The following is a 21211-nucleotide window of genomic DNA, read 5'->3' on the forward strand; positions in this document are numbered from 1 at the left end:
GTGACCGCGCACGTCAGGCGCGCAGCAGGGACCGCAGGGTGCCGATCGTGTCGGCGTCCGCGGGCTGCTTGTCCTCCCGGTACCGCTTGACGCGCGCGAAGCGCAGCGCGACGCCGCCGGGGTAGCGGGTCGAGGACTGCACGCCGTCGATGGCGATCTCGACGACGGTGACCGGCTCGACGTACACGGTGTGCGCGGTGCGGCGGGTCTCGATCTCGGCGAAGCGCTCGGTCTGCCAGCGCAGCAGCTCGTCGGTCAGCCCCTTGAACGTCTTGCCGACCATGACGTACCCGCCCGGCTCGCCGAACTCCCCGTCGAGGTCCAGCGCCCCCAGGTGCAGGTTGGACAGCCAGCCCTGGCGCCGGCCGGAACCCCACTCGCACGCGAGCACGACGAGGTCGTACGTGTGCACCGGTTTGACCTTGATCCAGCTCGACCCGCGCCGGCCCGCGGCGTAGGGCGAGTCGATCGCCTTGACGACGACGCCCTCCTGGCCGGCGGCGAGCGCCTCGGCGGACACCCGCTCGGCGGTCGCGGCGTCGTCGGTGACCGTCCCGGGCACCCGCAGCTCCGGCGCTATCCGCTCGAGCTCGGCGAGGCGCACGGACAGCGGCTCGTCGAGCAGATCGCGCCCGTCCACGTGCAGGACGTCGAAGAACCACGGCGTCAGCACCGTCTCCCGCGCGGTCGCGGAGTCGGCCATCGTGCCGAACCGGGACATCGTCTGCTGGAACGGACGGGGCGCACCGGCCTCGTCGAGGGCGAGGGTCTCGCCGTCGAAGATGACGTCCCGCACCGGCAACCCGCGGACCGCCTCGACCACGTCGGGAAGCCGGTCGGTCACCTCGGCGAGGCTGCGGGTGAAGACGCGCACGTCGTCCCCGGCGCGGTGGACCTGGATGCGGGCACCGTCGAGCTTGTACTCCACCGACGCCTCCCCGGTCGTCCCGAGGGCGTCGGTGGGGGTGGCGGCGGTCGCGGCGAGCATCGGCAGCACGGGGCGGCCCACGACGAGGCCGACGGCGGCGAGCGCGTCCGCATCCTCGGTGAGCGCGAGGCGGGCGGTGCGCCCGAGATCGCCGGAGAGCATGACGGCGCGCCGGACGAGGGCGACAGGGTGCTCGGAGGCGGCCGCGACGGCGTCGGTCAGCACGCCCTCGAGCGCCCCGGTGCGGACATCACCGAGCAGGACGCGGGCGATGAAGTCCTGCTCCGCGGCGGTGGCCCGCGCCATGAGCGCGGCCAGGTCGCGGGAGCGGACGGCGTCGGACCCGGACCCGGTCGTGGCGAGCAGCCGGTCGAGGAACACGTCGAGGTCGGCGACGGTCAGGGACGGCTCCGCGGCGGGGTCGCCGGTGATGGCGCCGATGCTGCGGTAGCCGACGCCCACCCGGCCCTGCCGTGGCCGGCCGATCAGGAACCCGACGGCGGGCGCGACGTCATCGGGGTCGAGGCGGCGCAGCAGGTCCGCGAGCGCGTCGACCTTGGCGAGCCGGGAGCGGGTGGCGGTGACGGCGGTGGTCGTCGCGACGACGTCATCGAGGAGCACGAGCCCAGTCTGTCACCGGCCCCCGCGCTGACTGGTCAATAGATGCCGCTTTCGACCGGTCCTCACCCGCTGGAACCGTCATCTATCGACCAGTCAGCGGGAGGGGGGGTCAGTCGACGACGCCGTAGAGGCGGTCACCGGCGTCACCGAGGCCCGGCACGATGTACCCGTTCTCGTCGAGCTTCTCGTCGATCGAGGCGAGCACGATGGTGACCCGGTCGTTGTCGCGGAGCTTCTCCTCGAGCGCAGCGAGGCCCTCGGGCGCGGCCAGCAGGCAGATGCAGGTGACGTCCTCGGCGCCGCGGGCGAAGAGGAAGTTGATCGCCTCGCGCAGGGTGCCGCCGGTCGCGAGCATCGGGTCGAGCACGAACACCTGGCGGCCGGTCAGGTCGTCGGGCAGGCGCTCGGCGTAGGTGACGGCCTCGAGGGTCTGCTCGTTGCGGGCCATGCCGAGGAAGCCGACCTCGGCGGTGGGCACCAGGCGGGTCATGCCCTCGAGCATGCCGAGACCGGCGCGCAGGATCGGGACGACGAGCGGGGTCGGCTTGTCCAGCCCGGTCCCCGTGGTGGTCGCGACGGGGGTGGTCACCTCGACCTCGTGCACCCGCACGTTGCGGGTGGCCTCGTAGGCCAGCAGCGTCACCAGCTCCTCGGTCAGCTGCCGGAAGACGGGCGAGTTGGTGCTCTCGTCGCGGAGCACGGAGAGCTTGTGGGCGACGAGAGGGTGGTCGACGTGGCTGACGCGCATGGTGCCAAAACTACCAGCGGGCACAATGGCCTCATGCGCCTGCCCGCCCTCTCCCCCGTTGCGCGTGAGCAGCACCACGCCTGGATGGGTCTCGCGCTGGCGGAGGCGGACGCGGCCCTCGCCCACGACGACGTTCCCATCGGCGCCGTCGTCGTCGGCCCGGACGGGACCGTGCTGGGCGCCGGGCACAACCGGCGCGAGGCCGACGCCGACCCGACCGCGCACGCCGAGGTGCTCGCGATCCGGCAGGCGGCGGCCCGGCTCGGCCGCTGGCGGCTGGAGGACTGCACCCTCGTCGTGACCCTCGAGCCCTGCGCGATGTGCGCGGGGGCGACTGTGCTCGCCCGCATCCCGCGCGTGGTGTTCGGGGCGTGGGACGAGAAGGCCGGGGCCGCGGGGTCCGTGTTCGAGGTGCTGCGGGAGCCGCGGCTGAACCACTGGGTGGAGGTCTACCCGCGGGTGCGGGAGCACGAGTGCGCCGACCTGCTGCGGAACTTCTTCGCCACGCACCGGTGACGGCCGCGCCGATTCGTCTCCGGAGCCGCCCAGCCGGTACAGTATCCGGGTTGGTGACGTGTCCGAGCGGCCGAAGGTGCAACACTCGAAATGTTGTTTGGTGTCAAAGCCAACGTGGGTTCAAATCCCACCGTCACCGCCGTGTGATGCAGTCGCATCGACCGCATCCCCGAGGGGCTCCGACCACGCCGGTCGGGGCCCTTCGTGCGTTCCTGGGATCCCCGGATCCCGGATGTGACCGGGACGACACGGTATAGCGTGGGAGGAGTGTCGGGGCCTGAAGAAGCCCGGGTCCGGCTGTCAGTGATCGGACCACCGAGAGGGACACCCCCATGGACTACCGCACACTCGGACGCAGCGGCGCCGTCGTCTCCACCTACGCCCTCGGCACCATGACCTTCGGTGCGGAGGCCGACGTCGAGACCTCCCACGCCCTGCTCGACGCGTACGTCGACGGCGGCGGCACCTTCCTCGACACCGCCGACGTCTACTCGCGCGGCGTCTCGGAGGAGATCATCGGCGCCTGGTTCGCCGCCGACCAGGCCCGCCGGGACCGCGTCGTGCTCGCCACCAAGGGCCGCTTCCCCATGGGCGAGGGTCCCAACGACCTCGGCACGTCCCGGCGCCACCTGCGCCGGGCGCTCGAGGACTCGCTGCGCCGCCTCCAGACCGACCACATCGACCTCTACCAGATGCACGCGTGGGACCCGATCACCCCGCTCGACGAGACCCTGCAGTTCCTCGACGACGCCGTGACCGCCGGGCACATCGGCTACTCCGGCTTCTCCAACTACACCGGCTGGCAGCTGACGAAGGCGGTGCACGTGGCGAAGGCGCACGGCTGGCACCCGCCCGTCACCCTCCAGCCCCAGTACAACCTGCTGGTGCGCGGTATCGAGGCGGAGATCGTGCCTGCCGCGCTCGACGCCGGCATCGGCCTGCTGCCCTGGTCGCCCCTGGCCGGTGGCTGGCTGACCGGCAAGTACCAGCGGAACACCGAGCCGACGGGCACCAGCCGCCTCGGGGAGAACCCGAAGCGCGGCATGGAGGCCTACGAGGCCCGCAACGCGGACGAGCGCACCTGGCGGGTCATCGACGCCGTCACCCGCGTCGCGAAGGATCACGACGTCAGCGCGGCCCAGGTGGCGCTCGCGTGGCTCGCCGCGCAGCCGGCCGTCACGTCCGTCATCCTCGGCGCCCGGCACCTCGAGCAGCTCCACGACAACCTCGGCGCCGCCGACCTCGTGCTGACCGAGGACGACCTGGGCGTGCTGACCGCCGCGAGCGACCCCACGTGGCCCGACTACCCCTACGGCACCCCCGGCCAGGAGCAGCGCTCCCGCAAGATCGAGGGCGGGCGGTGACCGGCCCGTCCGGGGTACGCCGGCTGATCCTGGCGCGGCACGGCGAGAGCGAGGCGAACCGGGCGGCGGCCGAGGCCGACGCCGCGGGCGCCGACCGGATCGCCGTCCCGGCCCGGGACGCCGACGTCGAACTCTCCCCCACGGGGCGGGAGCAGGCCGAGGCGCTGGGCCACCACCTCGCCCCCGGCGAGAAGGCAACAGAAGCCGACGCCTCGCTCACGCCGGACGCCATCTGGGTCTCGCCCTACGTGCGGGCCCGGCAGACGACGCGGATCGCGCTGGACACCGCCGGCCTGGGCCTGACACCCCGGGTCGACGAGCGGCTACGGGACCGGGAACTGGGCATCCTCGACGCCCTGACCGGCCGCGGCGTGCGCAACCTGCACCCCGACGAGGCGGAGCGCCGACAGTACCTCGGCAAGTTCTACTACCGGGCGCCGGGAGGTGAGTCGTGGGCGGACGTCGCCCTGCGGGTCCGCTCGGTCCTCGCCGACGTCGACGCGACCGACGCGCAGACGGTGCTGATCGTGTGCCACGACGCCGTCATCTCCCTCATCCGGTACGTGTGCGAGCGGATCGAGGAGGCAGACCTGCTCGAGGACGCCCGCGTCAACCCGATGCCGAACGCCGCCGTGACCGTGCTCGAGCGCGTCGACGCCGCGACCGGCGCCGAACCGGAGTGGCGGGCCGTCCTGGTCAACGACGTCACCCACCTGGACCGGCACGACGCCGCGGTCACGCGCCACAGTGGAGAATCCGATGACACGACGCCCTGACCCCGTCACGCCGCGGCTGCTGCGCCGCCACCCGCTCCCGACCGCCAGCGGCGGCAAGCGTCAGCGCGGGTCCGTGCTCGTGGTCGGCGGTTCCCGCCGCACGCCCGGTGCCGCCGCCCTGACCGGCCTGGCCGCCCTGCGCGTCGGGGCCGGACGGCTCACCCTGGCGATGGCCGAGTCCGTCTCCCCCGCCGTCGCCGTCTCCTTCCCCGAGGCCGGCGTCGTCGGGCTGCCCGAGGACGCCGACGGCTCCCCCCTGGGTGACTGCGCAGACACGCTGCTCGCCGAGGACGCCGACGCGATCGTGATCGGGCCGGGACTGACCGACATCGACCAGACGACGGCCCTTCTCCAGGGGCTGCTGCCGCGACTCTCGGCGGACACCACCGTCGCCCTGGACGCCTTCGCCCTCGGCGCCCTGGCCAACCATCCGGAGCTGGCGAAGCCCGTCGCGGGCCGGCTGCTGCTCACCCCCAACTCCACGGAGGTCGAGCTTCTGCTCGGTCAGGCGCCGAAGGACGACGCGACCGGGGCTCGGGACACCGCCCGCCGGTTCGACGCGGTCGTCTGCTGCGGCGGGGTGGTCGCCGGGCCGGACGGGCTGGTCGAGGTGCGCGAGGGCGGCCCCGGGCTCGGCACATCGGGCAGCGGGGACGTGCTCGTCGGCGCGGCCGGCGGGCTGCTCGCCCGCGGCGCCTCGCCGCAGACGGCCGGGATGTGGGCCACCTGGCTGCACAACGCGGCGGGAGAACGGATCGCCCGGCAGGCCGGCCCCATCGGATTCCTCGCCCGCGAACTGGCCGACGGCCTCCGACACCAGCTCACCGCGACCTGACCGCACGCCCGGGTCCGCGTCCGCGGGTCCGGGCCACCGGGCAGAATCGGGGGACGACGCACCGACACGGAGGAGACCCATGGCCGACGGGCCGCACCTCTTTCATCCCGAATCGCGGCACATCCCCGAACTGGCCGACCTGCTCGCCGGCTGGAAGCCGGGCAAGACGGCGTCGCTCGGGCCCCAGACGCCGAACCTGCCGGCGACCGTCGCAGAACTGGACGGCCGGCTGGTCGGCTTCCTGACGGGCCACCACCGGTTCCGGGACTGGAACGCGCTGGTCGACCTGCGGCACCTCGCCGGGACCGACGGATCCTGGCTGGCCGAGCTGTTCGTCCACCCGGCGCACCGCCGCACCGGCATCGGCGCGGCCCTGGTACGGCACTTCGTCGGCGAGTCGATCGCCGCGGGCTGCAGCGCCGTCATCGTCCGCCCCGACGCGAGCGACTCCCTCGAGGAGCAGGAGACCCGCAAGGCGTTCTTCGTCGAGCTGGGATTCAGCGCGCTCCGGCTGGACCCCGGTATCCGGTTCCTGCCGGACTGGCTCATGGGCCGTCCCAACGACCTCGGGTGAGGGCCGTCCGACCTGCATGAACATCCGATAACGACACGCGGGGGTCGTTGACCCGGGTACCCCGGATCAGAACACTGGACCCATGACATCGAAGAAGTCGACGTCCGCGGTGGTTCTGGGGATCACCGCGGTCGCCCTGGCTCTCAGTGCGTGCGCCCCCAGCTCGACCAGCACGACGGCCTCCTCCGGCAGTGCGGAGGCGTCCTCCGGGTCCGCCTCCGCCAGCGCCCCGGCGGCGACCGGCAGCACGTCCTCCACCGCCTCCGGGAGCGCGTCGGCGCCGTCGTCGTCCAGCGCACCGGCCCCGGCGTCCTCCAGCGCGTCCTCCTCCCCCTCGACGTCCGCGTCGGCGAGCGCGACCGCCGCCCCGTCGACCCCGGCCGCCGGGGACGCCCCTCTGTGCACGGCGTCGAAGCTCTCCGGTACCGCCGCGGCCCTGCCCGGTGGTGGCGCCGCCGGCAGCGTCTACGCGGGGATCACCGTGCGCAACACGTCCGACGCCGCGTGCCGCCTCTCCGGCTACCCGGGCGTCGCCTTCGTCGGCGGCGGAACCGGGCAGCAGATCGGCGTGCCGGCCCAGCGGGACACCACCCAGGCCCCCGTGGCGATCACGCTGAAGCCCGGCCAGAGCGCCCGCGCCCGGCTGCAGATCACCCGCGCCGAGAACTACGGGCAGGTGTGCAACATCCAGCCCGCCGACGGCTTCCGGGTCTACCCGCCGAGCGCCACGGACGCGCTGTTCCTGCCCTACACCGCCAACGCCTGCGGCAACCCGAAGATCGTCCTGCTGCACGTCGGAGCCTTCCAGCCGCTCGGCTGAGCCCGTCCTCCACCCCGTCGGCGAGTTCTGTCGGCGGCGGGGTGGATGATGGACCCGTGGACGTCCTCGACCGGTTCAGCCCCGCGACCAGCATCTGGTTCCGCGGTGCATTCTCGGCGCCCACGGCCGCGCAGGAGGGCGCGTGGGAGGCCATCTCGGGGGGCCAGCACGCCCTCGTCGTCGCCCCCACCGGCTCCGGCAAGACCCTGGCCGCGTTCCTCTGGGCTCTCGACTCGTTCCTCGGCCGCACGGCCGGCTCGCCGGCGGCCGCCCGGGGCCGTACGGGCCCGGACACCGACGACGACGGCGAGGGACGCACGGGCACCCGTGTCCTCTACATCTCGCCGCTGAAGGCGCTCGGCGTCGACGTCGAACGCAATCTGCGGGCCCCGCTCATCGGCATCACCCAGACGGCCCGCGGCCGCGGCGAGACGCCCCCGGACATCAGTGTGGGCGTGCGTAGCGGCGACACCCCCGCCGCCGATCGCCGGCAGCTGCTGACCAATCCGCCGGACATCCTCATCACGACCCCCGAGTCGCTGTACCTGATGCTGACGTCGAAGGCACGGGACACCCTGACCGACGTGCACACGGTGATCGTCGACGAGGTGCACGCCGTGGCCGGCACCAAACGCGGCGCCCACCTGGCCGTGACGCTGGAGCGGCTCGACGCGCTGCTCGAGCGGCCGGCGCAGCGCATCGGCCTGTCCGCGACCGTGCAGCCGCGCGAGACGGTTGCGCGCTTCCTCGGCGGCAACGCCCCCGTCACGATCGTCGCCCCGCCGTCGGGCAAGTCGTGGGACCTGACCGTCACCGTGCCGGTCGAGGACATGACCGAGCTCGGGCCGGCCCCGGTGATGGTGGGCTCGTCCGCGGGCACGACGCCGCAGGCCTCCATCTGGCCGCACGTCGAGGAGAAGGTCGTCGACCTCATCGAGGCGAACCGGTCGACCATCGTCTTCGCCAATTCCCGGCGCCTGGCCGAACGGCTCACCGCGCGGTTGAACGAGATCCATGCGGACCGGCTGCTGCTCGAGCAGGGCGACGCCGAGGACGTGTGGGCCACCGGCACGGACGGCGAACCGGTGCCCGCCACCGCCTCCACCCGCACCGCCACGAAACCGCCCGCGCAGCTGATGGCCCAGGCCGGGTCCACCTCCGGCGCCCCACCCGTGCTCGCCCGCGCACACCACGGCTCGGTGAGCAAGGACCAGCGCGCCGAGATCGAGGACGACCTGAAGTCCGGGCGGCTGCGCTGCGTCGTCGCCACCAGCTCGCTCGAGCTCGGCATCGACATGGGGGCCGTGGACCTGGTGATCCAGGTCGAGTCCCCGCCGTCGGTGGCCAGCGGCCTGCAGCGCGTCGGCCGTGCCGGGCACCAGGTCGGCGAGATCTCCCGCGGTGTCCTGTTCCCCAAGCACCGCGGCGACCTCGTCAACAGCGCCGTCACCGTCGAGCGCATGGTCGCCGGGGCGATCGAGTCGCTGACCATCCCCGCCAACCCGCTGGACATCCTCGCTCAGCAGACCGTGGCCGCGGCCGCGCTCGGCACCATCGACGTCGAGGAATGGTTCGACACCGTCCGCCGCAGCGCCCCGTTCGGCACCCTGCCGCGCTCCGCGTTCGACGCGACCCTCGACCTGCTGGCCGGCCGCTACCCGTCGGACGAGTTCGCCGAACTGCGCCCCCGCATCGTCTGGGATCGCACCGAGGGCACCATCACGGGCCGGCCCGGCGCCCAGCGGCTCGCCGTCACGAGCGGGGGCACCATCCCCGACCGTGGCCTGTTCGGCGTGTTCATCGTCGGCGAGGAGACCGGCAAGAACCCGCGCCGCGTGGGCGAGCTCGACGAGGAGATGGTCTACGAGTCCCGGGTCGGCGACGTGTTCGCGCTCGGCGCCACCAGCTGGCGCATCGAGGACATCACCTACGACCGGGTGCTCGTCTCCCCCGCCTGGGGCCAGCCGGGCAAGGTGCCGTTCTGGAAGGGCGACTCCCTCGGCCGGCCGGTCGAGCTCGGCCGGGCCCTCGGCGCCTTCGTCCGGGAGCTGTCCGCCGCACCGCCGGAGGAGGCTCGGGAGCGCCTGGCCGGGAACGGCCTGGACGCGTGGGCGTGCGACAACCTGCTGGCCTACCTCGGCGAGCAGAAGGAGGCCACCGGCCAGGTCCCCGACGACCGCACCCTCGTCGTCGAACGGTTCCACGACGAGCTCGGCGACTGGCGGATCGTGCTGCACTCCCCCTTCGGCATGCCCGTGCACGCCCCGTGGGCCCTCGCCGTGGGCGCACGGCTGCAGGAACGGTACGGCCTCGACGGTGCCGCGATGGCCAGCGACGACGGCATCGTGCTGCGGGTGCCGATGATGGAGGACGACCCGCCCGGCGCCGAGCTGTTCCTGTTCGAGGAGGACGAGCTCGACGGCCTGATCACCGCCGAGGTGGGCGGCTCGGCCCTGTTCGCGTCCCGCTTCCGCGAGTGTGCCGCCCGTGCCCTGCTGCTGCCGCGCCGCAACCCCGGCAAGCGCTCCCCGCTGTGGCAGCAGCGGCAGCGCTCGGCCCAGCTGCTCGACGTCGCCCGGAAGTACCCGACGTTCCCGATCATCCTCGAGACCGTGCGCGAGGTGCTGCAGGACGTGTACGACGTCCCGGCGCTCAAGGACATCAGCGCGCAGGTGGCGCGGCGGGAGCTGCGGATGGTCGAGGTGACGTCGCAGCAGCCCTCCCCGTTCGCCCGGTCCCTGCTGTTCGGGTACATCGCCGGGTTCCTCTACGAGGGCGACAGCCCGCTGGCTGAGCGCCGCGCCGCCGCCCTGTCGCTGGATCCCACCCTGCTCAACGAGCTGCTCGGCCGCGCCGAACTACGGGAGCTGCTCGACCCGGGCGTCATCGAGCAGACCGAGGCACAGCTGCAGCACGTGGCGCCGGGCTGGCGGATGCGCGGCGTCGAGGGCGTCGCGGACCTGCTGCGCCTGCTCGGTCCGCTGACCGCCGAGGAGCTCGCGGCCCGCACCGAGGATCCGGACGCGACGGCCACAGCGGTCGGAGGGTCCACGGCCGGTGGGTCCGCGCTCGCCGCGGCGGACTCCGACGTCGCCGCCCTCGAGCGGTCCGCACCGGGCGCCTCGACGGCCGATGCTGAATCGACCAGCGCTCACCCGTCCAGCCCCGACCCGTCCGAGGACGCGGAACCTTCGGCCGCCCCGCCCACGCCGACCGCGTCCGTGGAGACGGTCACCGCCTGGGCCGACGAGCTGGTGCGGGCCAACCGCGCCCTCGCCGTGTCGATCGCGGGGGTCGCCCGCTACGCGGCCGTCGAGGACGCCGCCCGGCTCCGCGACGCCGCGGGCGTCCCCCTGCCGATGGGGGTGCCCACCGCCTTCATCGAACCGGTACCCGACCCCCTCGGCGACCTCGTCGGCCGGTACGCCCGCACCCACGGCCCCTTCCTGGCCGCCGAGGCCGCGCACCGGCTGGGCCTCGGCGTCGCCGTCGTCGTCACCGCCCTGCAGCGCCTGTCCACCGAGGGCCGCGTCGCGGAGGGCGAGTTCCGTCCCGCGGCGCTGCAGCCCACCGGGTCCGCCGGGGTCACCGAGTGGTGCGACGTCGAGGTGCTGCGGCGCATCCGTCGCCGCTCGCTCGCGGCGCTGCGCCACGACATCGAACCCGTCACGCCCGAGGTGTACGCGCGGTTCCTGCCCGCGTGGCAGCACATCGGCCCGGACCGCGGCAGCCTGCGCGGGCTGGACGGCGTGCTCACCGTGGTCGACCAGCTCGGCGGCGTGCCCGTTCCCGCCAGCGCGTGGGAGCCGCTCGTGCTCGCGAGCCGGGTCTCCGACTACGCCCCGGCGATGCTGGACGAGCTGATGTCCACCGGGGACGTGCTGGTCAGCGGCGCCGGGGAGCTCGCCGGCAATGACGGGTGGCTCAGCCTTCACCTGGCCGAGTCGGCGGACCTGACCCTCACCCGGCAGCCCCTCTTCGTGCCCACCGGCCTGCAGCAGGCGATCATCGACTTTCTCGCCCGCGGCGGTGCCTGGTTCTTCCGGCAGCTCGCCGACGCCGTCCGTGGCGTGGCCGTCCCACCGCCGGCGGACTCGGGCGAAACCGGCGGGACCGCGGAACCCGCGCGCCCGGCCACCGACGACGAGGTCGCCGCCGCGCTGTGGGGACTCGTGTGGGCCGGGGTCGTCGGCAACGACACCTACGCTCCCGTGCGCTCCCTGCTGGCCGGAGGCCACACCGCCCACACCGCCAAGCGGGCGCCCGCACGGGCCCGCAGCGGCGGCGGCCGCTTCGGGCGGGCCCGGCTGTCCGGGCACCGTCCCGGCCGGGACGGGCTGGCCGCCGCGGGACGCGAGTCGACGCTCGGCCGGGGACCGGACCTGCGCTCCTCCGCCATCCGCAACCAGACGTCCCGCCCCGCCGCCCTGCCGACCACGGCCGGCCGCTGGTCGCTGCTGCCCGAGTCCTCCCTCGACGCGACGGTGCAGGCCCACGCCATGGCCGAACTGCTGATGGACCGCTACGGGGTGCTCACCCGCGGCTCGGTGGCGGTCGAGGGCACACCCGGCGGCTTCGGCACCGTCTACAAGGTGCTCAGCCGGCTCGAGGAGATGGGCCAGGCGCGCCGCGGCTACTTCATCGACGGGCTCGGCGCCGCCCAGTTCTCGGTGCCGGCCACGGTGGACCGGCTGCGCTCCTTCTCCGAGGAGACCGAGGTGTCCCGCCGCGACCCGGTGGCGCTGTGCCTGGCGGCCACCGACCCGGCCAACCCCTACGGCTCCGCGCTGGCGTGGCCGTCCCTGGAGGGCACGGGCCACCGGCCCGGGCGGAAGGCCGGCGCCCTGGTCGCTCTCGTCGACGGCACCCTCGTGCTGTACGTCGAACGCGGCGGCAAGACGCTGCTCGTCTTCGACGAGGAGCCGGAGGCCCTCGCGCTGGCGGCGCGGGCGCTCGTCGCCGTCGTCCGCCGCGGCGCCGTGGACAAGCTCGCCATCGAGAAGGTCAACAGCAGGTCCGTGCTGGACACGCCCACCGGCTCGGCGCTGGCCGAGGCCGGGTTCTACTCGACACCGCGAGGATTGAGGATCCGTGCCTGAAGGCGACACCGTGTGGCGCAGCGCCCGCAACCTCAACCGCGCGCTCGCCGGGCAGGTGCTCACGCGGTGCGACCTGAGAGTCCCGTCCGTCGCGACCGTCGACCTGACCGGGCAGACCGTCCACGAGATCGTCTCCCGTGGCAAGCACCTGTTGATGCGCATCGGCGACCAGACCATCCACTCGCATCTGAAGATGGAGGGGTCCTGGCACCTCTACCCCGTCGACGGGCGATGGCGGCGCCCGGCGTACTCGGCTCGGGCGGTGCTCGGGACCGCCACCGCCACGGTGGTCGGTTTCTCCCTCGGCAAGCTCGAGGTGTTCCCCACCGCCGAGGAGGAGGACCACGTCGGCTACCTCGGCCCCGACCTGCTCGGACCGGACTGGGACGCCGACGAGGCGCTGACCCGGCTCCGGTCCCGGCCCGGGCGCACGATCGGGCAGGCCCTGCTGGACCAGCGCAACCTCGCCGGCGTCGGCAATATCTACCGCTGCGAGGTGTGCTTCCTCACCGGCGTGCACCCGCTCACCGCGGTCGACGACGTCAAGGACCTGCCCCGCCTCGTCGACCGCGCGTACCGGCTGCTGCAGCTGAACCGGGAGAGCGCGGTGGCCATCGTGACCACGGGCAACACGCGGCGCGGCGAGGAGAACTGGGTGTACGGACGGGCCGGGCGGCCCTGCCGGCGCTGCCGGACGCCCATCGTGCGCGCCGAGGTGGGCAACACCGACCTGGACGTGCGGGAGTACTACTTCTGCCCGCGCTGCCAGCCGGTGCCCGAGCACCCCGGGGAGGCCGTCATCCCGGCCGAGGACTGACAGCCGCCGAAGACCGCACCGACGGAGGCGGGTGCCGCCCTGTTCGAGCACTCGACGGGCGACCCCACCGACGGCGGCGCACGGCGTGCCGCCTAGGATGGACCGGTGATGTCCTCGCCGCTGCCCGTGCGCAACGGCGTCAACGCCACCCGCGTGCGGCTGCCGGCGGACGGCCCCTGGACCACGGCGCTGGACTACCTGCTGGACCGGTGGGGGCACGTCGATCCGGACGGCATCCGCGCCCGGTTCGACGCCGGTGAGGTGTCCGCTGCGGACGGCACTCGGCTCACCGCGGCCACCCCGCTGAACGCCCACACCTTCATCTGGTACTACCGGGACCTGCCCACCGAGACGCCGATCCCCTTCGAGGTCGACATCCTCCACGAGGACGAGCACCTGCTCGTCGCCGACAAACCTCACTTCCTGCCGACGACGCCGGGCGGCGGCTACGTCAGCGAGTCGGCCCTCGTCCGGCTGCGGGTGCGCACCGGCATCGACGACCTGACCCCCATCCACCGGCTGGACCGGATGACGGCCGGCGTCGTCCTCTTCGCGAAGGATCCCGCGACCCGCGGCCGCTACCAGGTGCTGTTCGAGCGCCGGCACGTGCGCAAGGAGTACGAGGCCCTCGCCGGAGTGCGGGACGACCTCGAGCTGCCGGTGACGGTGCGCAGCCGCATCGAGAAGTCCCGCAGCTATCTGCTCGCCCGAGAGGTGCCGGGGCCGCCGAACGCCGAGACCGTCGTCGAGCTCGCGGAGATCCTCGACGCTCGTGCAGGTCACGGGCCCGGGGATCGCGGCGGCGAGGACCGAGTCGGCCGGTACCGGCTGCTCCCCCACACCGGCAAGACCCATCAGCTGCGCGTGCACATGGCGTCCCTCGGGCTCGGCATCCGCGGCGACCGGTACTACCCGGTGCTGCAGGACGAGGCGCCCGACGATCACGCCCGGCCCCTGTGCCTGCTCGCCCGGTCGATCGCGTTCACCGACCCGGTCACGGGCCGGGACGTCAGTTACACCAGCCGACGCACCCTCTCCTCCTGACGAGTCCCCAGCTCGCGGCCCTATAGTCGTCACCGTGGATCCGGGTGTGCTGGCGTCGTTCCTCCCCGTGCTGTACCCGGCCATCTTCCTGGCGGTCGCCGTCGACGCATTCATCCCGCCGCTGCCCGCGGAGGTCCTGACCATCACGTCCGGGGCGATGAGCGCGCACGGTGATGCGAACTTCGGCCTCGGGTGGCTGGCCGCGTTCCTCGGCTGCTGGGCCGGCGACCTCGCCGTCTACATCCTGTTCCGCCGCCGGTTGACCGGGCTGCTGGTGCGGTGGCGCTGGGGCCGCGCCGTGCAGCGGCAGCTCGATGCGGCGATCGCCCGCGCCGGACGATCCGCGACCGACGCCGCCCTCATCGCCGCCCGCTTCCTGCCCGGGGGCCGCACCGCGTCGATGGCCGCGGCCGGCATCAGCGGGGTGGCCACCCGCCGGGTGATCCTGCTCGACGCCGTCGGCGCCGCCCTGTGGGCGGTGTGGACCGTCGGTCTCGGCTTCGTCACCGGCAGCACGGCGGACCTGCCCACGTGGGCCGGCGCCCTGCTCGGCAGCGTCATCGGCCTGAGCAGCGGTGCGTTGATCGCGGCCGTCCTCGCCTGGCGAACACGGCGTGCGCGCCCGGTGACCTCCCACGACGGCGATCGCGCCGGCGTGCGATCCGGTGGCGCGTCGCCCGTCCCGTCCGGTCAGCACGACGCCGCGCGCGACACCGGCCGCCATGACACCGACCGACACGACACCGCGCGCGACGATACCGCGCAGCCATGACACGACGGCGGGCGCATCCCGCCGATACGCTCGTGCCATGAGCTCGACGCCAGCTCGGCACCCCGCCCCCGCGCGCAGCACCGATCGCCCGGATCCCGGCCGGCCCCGCCGCCGACGCCGGTCCGACGTCACCCGGCAGGTGGTCGTGCTCGTGTGCCTGGTGCTGGCGCTGGCTGGCTCCGCCTGGGGGTCCGGCGCCTTCGGCGGCAGCGGCATCCAGAACGCCGCGAGCGGCGCCCTCGGCCCGGACGCCACCCTGCTCGCCCCCGCGCGGCCCGCCTTCGCCATCTGGAGCGTCATCTACCTCGGGCTGACGCTGTACGCCGTCTGGCAGGCACTGCCGCGACAGCGCACGAACCCCCGGCAGCGCGACACCGGCTACACGGCCGCCGTCTCGATGCTCCTGAACGCCGGGTGGATCCTCGTCGCCCAGGCCGGCTGGTTGCCGCTCACCGTCCCCGTGATCGTGGCGCTGCTCGTCGTGCTCGTCGTCCTGTACCGGCGGCTCATCACCGGCCCGAACCCTCGGCCGCTCGAGGCCGTCCTCGTCGACGGCACCTTCGGCCTGTACCTGGGGTGGGTGAGCGTCGCGACCACCGCGAACGTCACCGCGGCCCTCGCGGGACCGCTCGCGGCGGCGGGCCTCGACCTCGACGGCGGCGCCGTCTGGTGGGCGATCCTCGTCATCGCCGTGGTCGCCGTCGTCGGTGCGGGCCTCGCCCTGTCCGGGGACGGACGCGTCACGCCCGCCCTCGCCCTCGCGTGGGGGCTCGCGTGGATCGCCGTCTCCCGGCTCGACGGCACCCTGCGCTCGACGCCGACCGCGGTCACCGCGATCGCGGCGGCCGTGCTGATCCTCGGGTGGACGGCCCTGGTGCGCGGACTGACCACCCGCCGGCGCCGACCCGCCTGACCCGGAAACCCAGCAGAACGGCTGTTTCAGGCAGCGAGCGCACAGCAGCGACGTGGAAAGCCGGGCGAGCCGGAACGAGCGGGGCCCCTGGAGCAACGCCCCGCGTCCGTCAGCCCGCCAGCAACCGGCTCTCGTAGCGGGCGTTGAGCCGCTCCCACAGCGGGTACCACTCGTCCCACCACGTGTCCCACCGCACCGGATGACCGTCGAGCGCGTCGTGCAGGTGCTCGAGGTGCAGGTGCCAGCCGGCCATGATCGTGGCCACCTCGAGCGGCGCGAGGACCACCTCGTCCGTGAACCGCAGCCGGGACCCGCCGTCGTTCGCGGCCGCGAGATCGAACTCGAGCCGGCCGTGCTCGCTGTTGGTGATGGCGAACATCTCGTCCTGGCGCGCGGTCAGCACGCGACCCTCCCACCAGGGCAGCGGATCGGGCCGGCCGTTGAGCCAGCGCAGGTCGAAGCTCGCGCCCTCCCGCGCCTCGCCGCGCGTCTCCGCCCACCACTGCACGGTGTGGGCGGAATCGGTGACCAGGCGCCACACCTCGTGCACGTCGTGCAGATAGTCCCGCTCGAACTCCAGGCGCACCACTCCGCCCTCGCGCTCGGTGACCGTACCGAGCGGGTGGCGGTTGATCAGGGGCTGCAGTCGGGAGACGTCGCCGTCGCCGGCACTCACCGCGGCGCCATCCGGATGGCGCCGTCGAGCCGGATGGTCTCGCCGTTGAGCATCGCGTTGCCCACGATGTGCTCGACGAGGGCCGCGTACTCGGCCGGCTTGCCCAGCCGCGACGGGTGCGGCACCTGCGCGCCGAGCGAGTCCTGGGCGGCCTGCGGCAGGCCGGCCACCATCGGCGTCTCGAAGACGCCGGGGGCGATCGTCATGACGCGGATCAGGGAGCGTGCGAACTCGCGGGCCAGCGGCAGCGTCATCGCGGCGACGCCGCCCTTGGACGCGGAGTACGCGGGCTGGCCGATCTGCCCGTCGAATGCGGCCACCGAGGCCGTGTTGACGATGACGCCGCGCTCCGGGCCGAACTCGCCGTCGACGGGCTCGATCGCGGTCATCGCCTCCGCGGCGAGCCGGATGACGTTGAACGTGCCGATGAGGTTGACCTGGATGACCCGGGTGAACCGCTCCAGCGGCAGCACGCCCTCCTTGCCGAGCACCTTGCCGGGCGTGCCGATGCCGGCGCAGTTGACGACGATGCGCAGCGACCCGAGTTCCCCGGCGGCGGCGATCGCGGCGCTCACCTGCGCCTCGTCGGTCACGTCCGCGGCCACGAAGCGGGCCCGCTCGCCGAGCTCGGCGGCGGCGTCGACCCCGCGCGAGGTCGGCAGGTCGACGAGGACGACGGCGGCACCGGCGTCGTACAGGACCTTCGCGGTCGCGGCGCCCAGACCGGACGCACCCCCCGTGATCAGCGCGACGGAACCCTCGATCTGCATGCCATCCCCTTCGATGTCGGTGACCCGGCCACCCAGCGGCGCCGGTCGCGGCACGGCCACCGGGGCCGCCCATCGCTGTCAGCCTAACGCCGGGCGGGCGTGGCCCCGTGCGGACGCCGTCGCCGGCCGCCGTCCGTAGGCTGGCCCCATGAGTGAGCCCGCGAGCAGTCCTGCCCCGGTGCGCGCCGCCGTCGCCGCCGGCTCCGTCACCACCCTCTTCGGCCACCGGTTGCTGCACCTGCCCGGCACGCACCTGGCCGCGGTGCGCTGGCCGCGCGGCCGGGCGTCGGACCTGCACGGACCCTGGCACTACTGGTGGCAGGCGCACTACCTCGACTGCCTCGTCGATGCCGGCTGGCGCGAGCACCGGGCGGGGCTGCCCCCGGAGTCCCTGCACCGGGGCCAGGAGCTGCTGCTCGGCATCCGGCTGCGCAACCTGTTCCGCTACCCCAACCACTTCTACGACGACATGGCGTGGCTCGCCCTCGCCGCGGAGCGCCTGGAAGGCCTGACCCGGGCGGTCACGGGCGACGACGGGCACCGCTGCCGCGCCGTCGTCTCCGCCCTGGGGCCGCGCCTGGTCGGCGCGAGCACCGACGACGCCGGCGGCGGGGTCTACTGGAACACGCGGCGCAACTTCAAGAACACGCCGGCGACGGCGCCGGCGGCGCTGTTCTTCGCCCGGGCCGGCCGGCTCGAGCGAACCCGCGCGCTCACCGACTGGCTGCGGGAGAAGCTCCTCGACGCCGACTCCGGCCTCTACCTGGACGGGCTGCGGCTGCGCCGCGGCGGCATCGAGACGGTCCGCGACCGCTACACGTACAACCAGGGCCCCGTGCTCGGCGCGCTGCTCGCCCTCGGTGAGCCGCACGACCTGGCCGCCGCGGCGCGGCTGGTCCACGCCGTCGACGCCGAGCTGACCCACCCCTCGGGCACCGGGGACAGCCGGGTGCTCATCACCCACGGGGACGGTGACGGCGGCCTGTTCACCGGGATCCTCACGCGGTACCTCGCCGTCGCCGCGACGGACGTTCGGCTGGATCCGGCGGCACGGTCGACGGCTGCCCGGCTGGTCGCCGAGACGGCCGAGGCGTTCTGGTCGGGTCGGCGGCGGGTCGGAGCGGACGAGTCGCCGTCGGTCGCGGCGGGCGGGCCGGACGCCGGCGCACTGGTGTTCTCTCCCGATCCGCGGGTGGACGCCGCGACGAGCTACCCGCCGGGGGCGCCCGTCGAGCTGTCGACCCAGCTGCAGGCGTGGATGGCCCTGGAGGCGGCGGCCGTGTGCGCCGACGGGACGCCGGGCGCCTGACGGGCGACGTCAGGCGTCAGCGGGAGGCGTCGGGAGGCGTCAGGCGCCCGGAGGCGTCAGGCGCCGGGACCGGCGGGTGCCGACGGCCGACCGGCACTGCGGTTCGGCCCGGTGCCCACCCCGGGCTCCACCGAGTGCCGCGCCGTCGGGCGCCACGTGTCGACGGCGATCACGACGCCGAGGATCGCGACGGCCAGCAGCGCGGAGGCCGTGACGTCGGTGAGCCAGTGGTAGCCGAGGTAGAGCCGGCTGAACGCGACGACGAAGACCGCCACGAGCGCCCCGGCCGCCGCGACCCACCGAGCGGCACCGCGTCGTGCCGTCGTCCCCGGCCGGAAGAACAGCAGGTACACGAGCACGAAGGTGAAGGTCGCCGTCCCGAGGGTGTGCCCGGACGGGAACGAGTAGGAGGCGTCCGCGCCCATCAACATGTCCGCCACCGGCGGCCGTCCCCGCCCGGCGATGGACTTGATGCCGACGATGCAGGCGACGGCCACCGCCATGGCCCCGGCGAGGAGCACCGGCCGCCACCAGTGCCGGCTGCGGGCGAGCCATACCACCACGGTGACGAGGCTGATGATGATCATGCCGGTCGGGGCGGTGATCGTGGTGATCACCTCGAGCGTCACCGTCAACGGCGGGATGCGGTGCTGCAGCAGCCAAGCCAGCAGCGGGATGTCCCAGCGGGAGAGGTCCTCCTTGTGGGTCCACCAGTCCCAGATGCGCGTGAACATCAGCAGGCCCACGACCAGCAGGACCGCGGCGACGATCAGCCGGGTCCGCCGTGAACCCGGGACGGGCGGCTCGGCGAAGCGCTCGGCGAACGAGAACGGATGCCGGCGGATCGGTGCGGTGGAGGCCATGAGGGCAGACTAGGCCACGCACCTCGGGGCACGCCCGGCGCGGAGGAGGCTGCGTGGCGGTGGGGCGCCCGGCCCTCGATCGGATAGAACAGAGGACATGAGCAACGTGCGCACGCCCGACCCGTACCCCGGATGGCTCTCCCCGGAGGATCTGCACGAGGCACGCCAGCGGCTGCCGATGGTCTACGTCGAGGCGCTGCCGGTGCGGGTCGACACCCTGGGCTACGTCACCGAGATCGGGCTGCTGCTGACCGCGAGCGACGAGGGTGAGATGGTGCGCACCTTCGTCTCCGGCCGCGTGCTGTACCGCGAGTCGATCCGCGCCGCGCTGCTGCGGCACCTGGAGAAGGACCTCGGACCCTTCGCCCTGCCGCAGATCCCGCCGTCGCCGGTGCCGTTCACGATCGCCGAGTACTTCCCGTCGCCGTCGCCGTCGCCCTACACGGACGACCGGCAGCACGCCGTCGCCCTCGCCTACGTGGTCCCGGTGACCGGCGAGTGCACGCCGCGGCAGGACGCCCTGCAGTTGTCGTGGCTGACGCCGGACGAGTGCCTCAGCGACGGCGTGCAGGCGGAGTTCGTGGGCGGCCGCGGCAACCTCGTGCGGCAGGCGCTGGCCCACGTCGGCTGGGGCCGCTGACCTCAGTTCGTGGCTGACCGCTGCTGCCGGATCCGTTCGACGACGGGGCTGAGCAGCACGACGACCACGACCGCCACGGCGGCGCCGATGACCGTCTCGACGGCCCGGCTGAAGACCAGCTGCTCGACCGGCATCGGGTTGCCCAGCTGCACCATGCACAGGGCCAGCGGGGTGATGAAGATCAGCGCCGTCGCGTAGTGCCGGATGACGAACAGTTCACCCAGGAACTGCAGGACGACGACGACGATCGCGAGCGGCCACGGCCCCGGGTGGACGCCGAGGATCACCGCCGTCAGTGCGACACCGGCCAGGGTGCCTACGACGCGGTGGATGGCTCGGCTCACCCGTGCGGGCGCGTCCGGCGCGGCGATCGCGGCGATGCCCGCGACCATCGCCCAGTTGCTGTGGCCGGCGCCGGAGAGCTGACCGAGGAAGCCGGCGACGAGGGCGACGACGAGGAACTGGCTGCCGTGCCACGCGAGCTGGGCCGGGCTGAACGAGCCGCCGGGCATCGCGACGCCGTCCCCCATGCCGGGCAGGACGCGGGAGAGCACGCCGAGGACCACGCAGAAGATGACGGTGGTGGCCGCGACGACCATGCCGGAGAGGAACGACGGTGGGGTCGGCAGGGCGGCGATCGAGGTGAAGGCGAAGACGAAGAACACGGAGCCACTGGGCTTGAACCCGACGTTCGCGGCGATCACCGCGCCGACGGCGGCGACGACGGAACCGACCAGCACGATGGTCGGCCCGCTGACCTGCGCATGCGCGCAGCCCAGGCCGATCGCGAGGCAGACGAGGATGACCAGGCCGGCGAGGGACTGGTGGAACATGCGGCGGCGCAGCGTCTCCCGCTTCGCGTAGATCCCGGTGAACGAGCCGAAGGCGGCGAACACGGCCAGGTCGGTGCGTCCGAGGAGCATCACGATGAGCAGAGGCACGGCGACGCCGACGGCGATCCGGGCAGCGGAGAGATGGTCCGCCTGCGCGGGACCGAACCGGAAGAACTCGCGCACACCTGCCACGCCGTCCAGCACATCACATCCGGGCCGCCCGGACCGGGTTCCGGCCGTTCCCGTCTCCGATCTCACACCGCCGACGTCGTTCTCCGCGTTGACTATTCGAT

General features: G+C 73.7%; 20 protein-coding genes and 1 tRNA gene. 14 read left to right on the forward strand and 7 right to left on the reverse strand.

Going from position 1 to position 21211, the window contains the following annotated elements; genetic code table 11:
• Window positions 1–13: 13 nt before the first annotated feature.
• Window positions 14–1549: an ATP-dependent DNA ligase gene (locus tag V6N00_RS06645; protein WP_334231298.1), complete on the reverse strand. Its 1536-nt coding sequence runs from the start codon at window positions 1547–1549 to the stop codon at window positions 14–16.
• A 109-nt stretch (window positions 1550–1658) separates the two neighbouring features.
• Window positions 1659–2297: a uracil phosphoribosyltransferase gene (gene upp, locus V6N00_RS06650; protein WP_334231299.1), complete on the reverse strand. Its 639-nt coding sequence runs from the start codon at window positions 2295–2297 to the stop codon at window positions 1659–1661.
• A 33-nt stretch (window positions 2298–2330) separates the two neighbouring features.
• Between upp and tadA the strand changes: the two genes are divergently transcribed.
• From tadA to V6N00_RS06680, 6 genes are all read left to right on the forward strand, one after another.
• Entirely contained in the window at window positions 2331–2813 is a 483-nt protein-coding gene (tadA, locus tag V6N00_RS06655) for a tRNA adenosine(34) deaminase TadA (protein WP_334231300.1), read from the forward strand.
• A gap of 52 nt (window positions 2814–2865) precedes the next feature.
• Window positions 2866–2952: transfer RNA gene (locus V6N00_RS06660), tRNA-Ser, on the forward strand.
• Between the two features lie 193 nt (window positions 2953–3145).
• On the forward strand, window positions 3146–4177 hold the full coding sequence (locus tag V6N00_RS06665) for an aldo/keto reductase (protein WP_334231301.1): 1032 nt from the start codon (window positions 3146–3148) through the stop codon (window positions 4175–4177).
• On the forward strand, window positions 4174–4953 hold the full coding sequence (locus V6N00_RS06670) for a histidine phosphatase family protein (protein ID WP_334231302.1): 780 nt from the start codon (window positions 4174–4176) through the stop codon (window positions 4951–4953). The genes V6N00_RS06665 and V6N00_RS06670 overlap by 4 nt, the downstream gene beginning before the upstream one ends.
• Window positions 4937–5788 (forward strand): ADP-dependent NAD(P)H-hydrate dehydratase, encoded by an 852-nt coding sequence (locus tag V6N00_RS06675; protein ID WP_334231303.1) that lies wholly within the window; start codon window positions 4937–4939, stop codon window positions 5786–5788. The genes V6N00_RS06670 and V6N00_RS06675 overlap by 17 nt, the downstream gene beginning before the upstream one ends.
• Before the next feature lie 79 nt (window positions 5789–5867).
• Window positions 5868–6362: a GNAT family N-acetyltransferase gene (locus V6N00_RS06680; RefSeq protein ID WP_334231304.1), complete on the forward strand. Its 495-nt coding sequence runs from the start codon at window positions 5868–5870 to the stop codon at window positions 6360–6362.
• A 66-nt stretch (window positions 6363–6428) separates the two neighbouring features.
• On the opposite strand, the gene V6N00_RS06685 is transcribed toward V6N00_RS06680, so the two are convergent.
• Window positions 6429–6767, reverse strand: coding sequence for a hypothetical protein (locus V6N00_RS06685; protein ID WP_334231652.1), 339 nt, complete (start codon window positions 6765–6767; stop codon window positions 6429–6431).
• Between the two features lie 31 nt (window positions 6768–6798).
• On the opposite strand from V6N00_RS06685, the gene V6N00_RS06690 reads away from it, so the two are divergent.
• The 6 genes from V6N00_RS06690 to V6N00_RS06715 all read left to right on the forward strand — a co-directional run bounded on the left by V6N00_RS06690 (window position 6799) and on the right by V6N00_RS06715 (window position 15827).
• Entirely contained in the window at window positions 6799–7182 is a 384-nt protein-coding gene (locus tag V6N00_RS06690) for a DUF4232 domain-containing protein (RefSeq protein WP_334231634.1), read from the forward strand.
• A gap of 56 nt (window positions 7183–7238) precedes the next feature.
• On the forward strand, window positions 7239–12281 hold the full coding sequence (locus V6N00_RS06695; protein ID WP_334231305.1) for an Lhr family helicase: 5043 nt from the start codon (window positions 7239–7241) through the stop codon (window positions 12279–12281).
• On the forward strand, window positions 12274–13098 hold the full coding sequence (locus V6N00_RS06700; protein ID WP_334231306.1) for a DNA-formamidopyrimidine glycosylase family protein: 825 nt from the start codon (window positions 12274–12276) through the stop codon (window positions 13096–13098). Before V6N00_RS06695 ends, V6N00_RS06700 begins: the two co-directional genes overlap by 8 nt.
• A 108-nt stretch (window positions 13099–13206) precedes the next feature.
• Complete coding sequence (locus V6N00_RS06705; protein ID WP_334231635.1) at window positions 13207–14142, forward strand: pseudouridine synthase; 936 nt, start codon at window positions 13207–13209, stop codon at window positions 14140–14142.
• 34 nt (window positions 14143–14176) lie between these two features.
• Window positions 14177–14914, forward strand: a complete 738-nt coding sequence (locus tag V6N00_RS06710) for a DedA family protein (RefSeq protein ID WP_334231307.1) — start codon at window positions 14177–14179, stop codon at window positions 14912–14914.
• 37 nt (window positions 14915–14951) lie between these two features.
• Window positions 14952–15827 (forward strand): tryptophan-rich sensory protein, encoded by an 876-nt coding sequence (locus V6N00_RS06715; protein WP_334231308.1) that lies wholly within the window; start codon window positions 14952–14954, stop codon window positions 15825–15827.
• A gap of 109 nt (window positions 15828–15936) precedes the next feature.
• Here the strand turns inward: V6N00_RS06715 and V6N00_RS06720 are convergent, their stop codons facing one another.
• Together V6N00_RS06720 and V6N00_RS06725 are read right to left on the reverse strand one after the other, a co-directional pair.
• The gene (locus V6N00_RS06720; RefSeq protein WP_334231309.1) at window positions 15937–16503 is read right to left on the reverse strand and encodes an SRPBCC domain-containing protein; all 567 of its coding nucleotides are present in this window, start codon (window positions 16501–16503) and stop codon (window positions 15937–15939) included.
• Window positions 16500–17273 (reverse strand): SDR family NAD(P)-dependent oxidoreductase, encoded by a 774-nt coding sequence (locus V6N00_RS06725; RefSeq protein WP_334231310.1) that lies wholly within the window; start codon window positions 17271–17273, stop codon window positions 16500–16502. Before V6N00_RS06725 ends, V6N00_RS06720 begins: the two co-directional genes overlap by 4 nt.
• 148 nt (window positions 17274–17421) lie before the next feature.
• On the opposite strand from V6N00_RS06725, the gene V6N00_RS06730 reads away from it, so the two are divergent.
• Window positions 17422–18582, forward strand: a complete 1161-nt coding sequence (locus V6N00_RS06730) for a glycoside hydrolase family 76 protein (RefSeq protein WP_334231311.1) — start codon at window positions 17422–17424, stop codon at window positions 18580–18582.
• A gap of 56 nt (window positions 18583–18638) precedes the next feature.
• On the opposite strand, the gene V6N00_RS06735 is transcribed toward V6N00_RS06730, so the two are convergent.
• Window positions 18639–19445, reverse strand: a complete 807-nt coding sequence (locus tag V6N00_RS06735; RefSeq protein WP_334231312.1) for a phosphatase PAP2 family protein — start codon at window positions 19443–19445, stop codon at window positions 18639–18641.
• A gap of 97 nt (window positions 19446–19542) precedes the next feature.
• Here V6N00_RS06735 and V6N00_RS06740 point away from each other — a divergent pair, with 97 nt between their 5' ends.
• On the forward strand, window positions 19543–20085 hold the full coding sequence (locus tag V6N00_RS06740; protein ID WP_334231313.1) for an NUDIX hydrolase family protein: 543 nt from the start codon (window positions 19543–19545) through the stop codon (window positions 20083–20085).
• A gap of 2 nt (window positions 20086–20087) precedes the next feature.
• On the opposite strand, the gene V6N00_RS06745 is transcribed toward V6N00_RS06740, so the two are convergent.
• Window positions 20088–21110, reverse strand: a complete 1023-nt coding sequence (locus V6N00_RS06745) for an FUSC family protein (protein WP_334231314.1) — start codon at window positions 21108–21110, stop codon at window positions 20088–20090.
• Window positions 21111–21211: the final 101 nt, after the last annotated feature.

Source organism: Tersicoccus mangrovi (assembly GCF_036881825.1).
In the GTDB taxonomy this organism is placed as follows: domain Bacteria; phylum Actinomycetota; class Actinomycetes; order Actinomycetales; family Micrococcaceae; genus Tersicoccus; species Tersicoccus mangrovi.

Coding starts and splice junctions, on each gene's coding strand:
- V6N00_RS06735 (WP_334231312.1), bottom strand. CDS start 19,445: ATGGCCTCCACCGCACCGATCCGCCGGCATCCGTTCTCGTTCGCCGAG.
- V6N00_RS06665 (WP_334231301.1), top strand. CDS start 3,146: ATGGACTACCGCACACTCGGACGCAGCGGCGCCGTCGTCTCCACCTAC.
- V6N00_RS06740 (WP_334231313.1), top strand. CDS start 19,543: ATGAGCAACGTGCGCACGCCCGACCCGTACCCCGGATGGCTCTCCCCG.
- V6N00_RS06725 (WP_334231310.1), bottom strand. CDS start 17,273: ATGCAGATCGAGGGTTCCGTCGCGCTGATCACGGGGGGTGCGTCCGGT.
- V6N00_RS06730 (WP_334231311.1), top strand. CDS start 17,422: ATGAGTGAGCCCGCGAGCAGTCCTGCCCCGGTGCGCGCCGCCGTCGCC.
- tadA (WP_334231300.1), top strand. CDS start 2,331: ATGCGCCTGCCCGCCCTCTCCCCCGTTGCGCGTGAGCAGCACCACGCC.
- V6N00_RS06675 (WP_334231303.1), top strand. CDS start 4,937: ATGACACGACGCCCTGACCCCGTCACGCCGCGGCTGCTGCGCCGCCAC.
- V6N00_RS06715 (WP_334231308.1), top strand. CDS start 14,952: ATGAGCTCGACGCCAGCTCGGCACCCCGCCCCCGCGCGCAGCACCGAT.
- V6N00_RS06705 (WP_334231635.1), top strand. CDS start 13,207: ATGTCCTCGCCGCTGCCCGTGCGCAACGGCGTCAACGCCACCCGCGTG.
- V6N00_RS06680 (WP_334231304.1), top strand. CDS start 5,868: ATGGCCGACGGGCCGCACCTCTTTCATCCCGAATCGCGGCACATCCCC.
- upp (WP_334231299.1), bottom strand. CDS start 2,297: ATGCGCGTCAGCCACGTCGACCACCCTCTCGTCGCCCACAAGCTCTCC.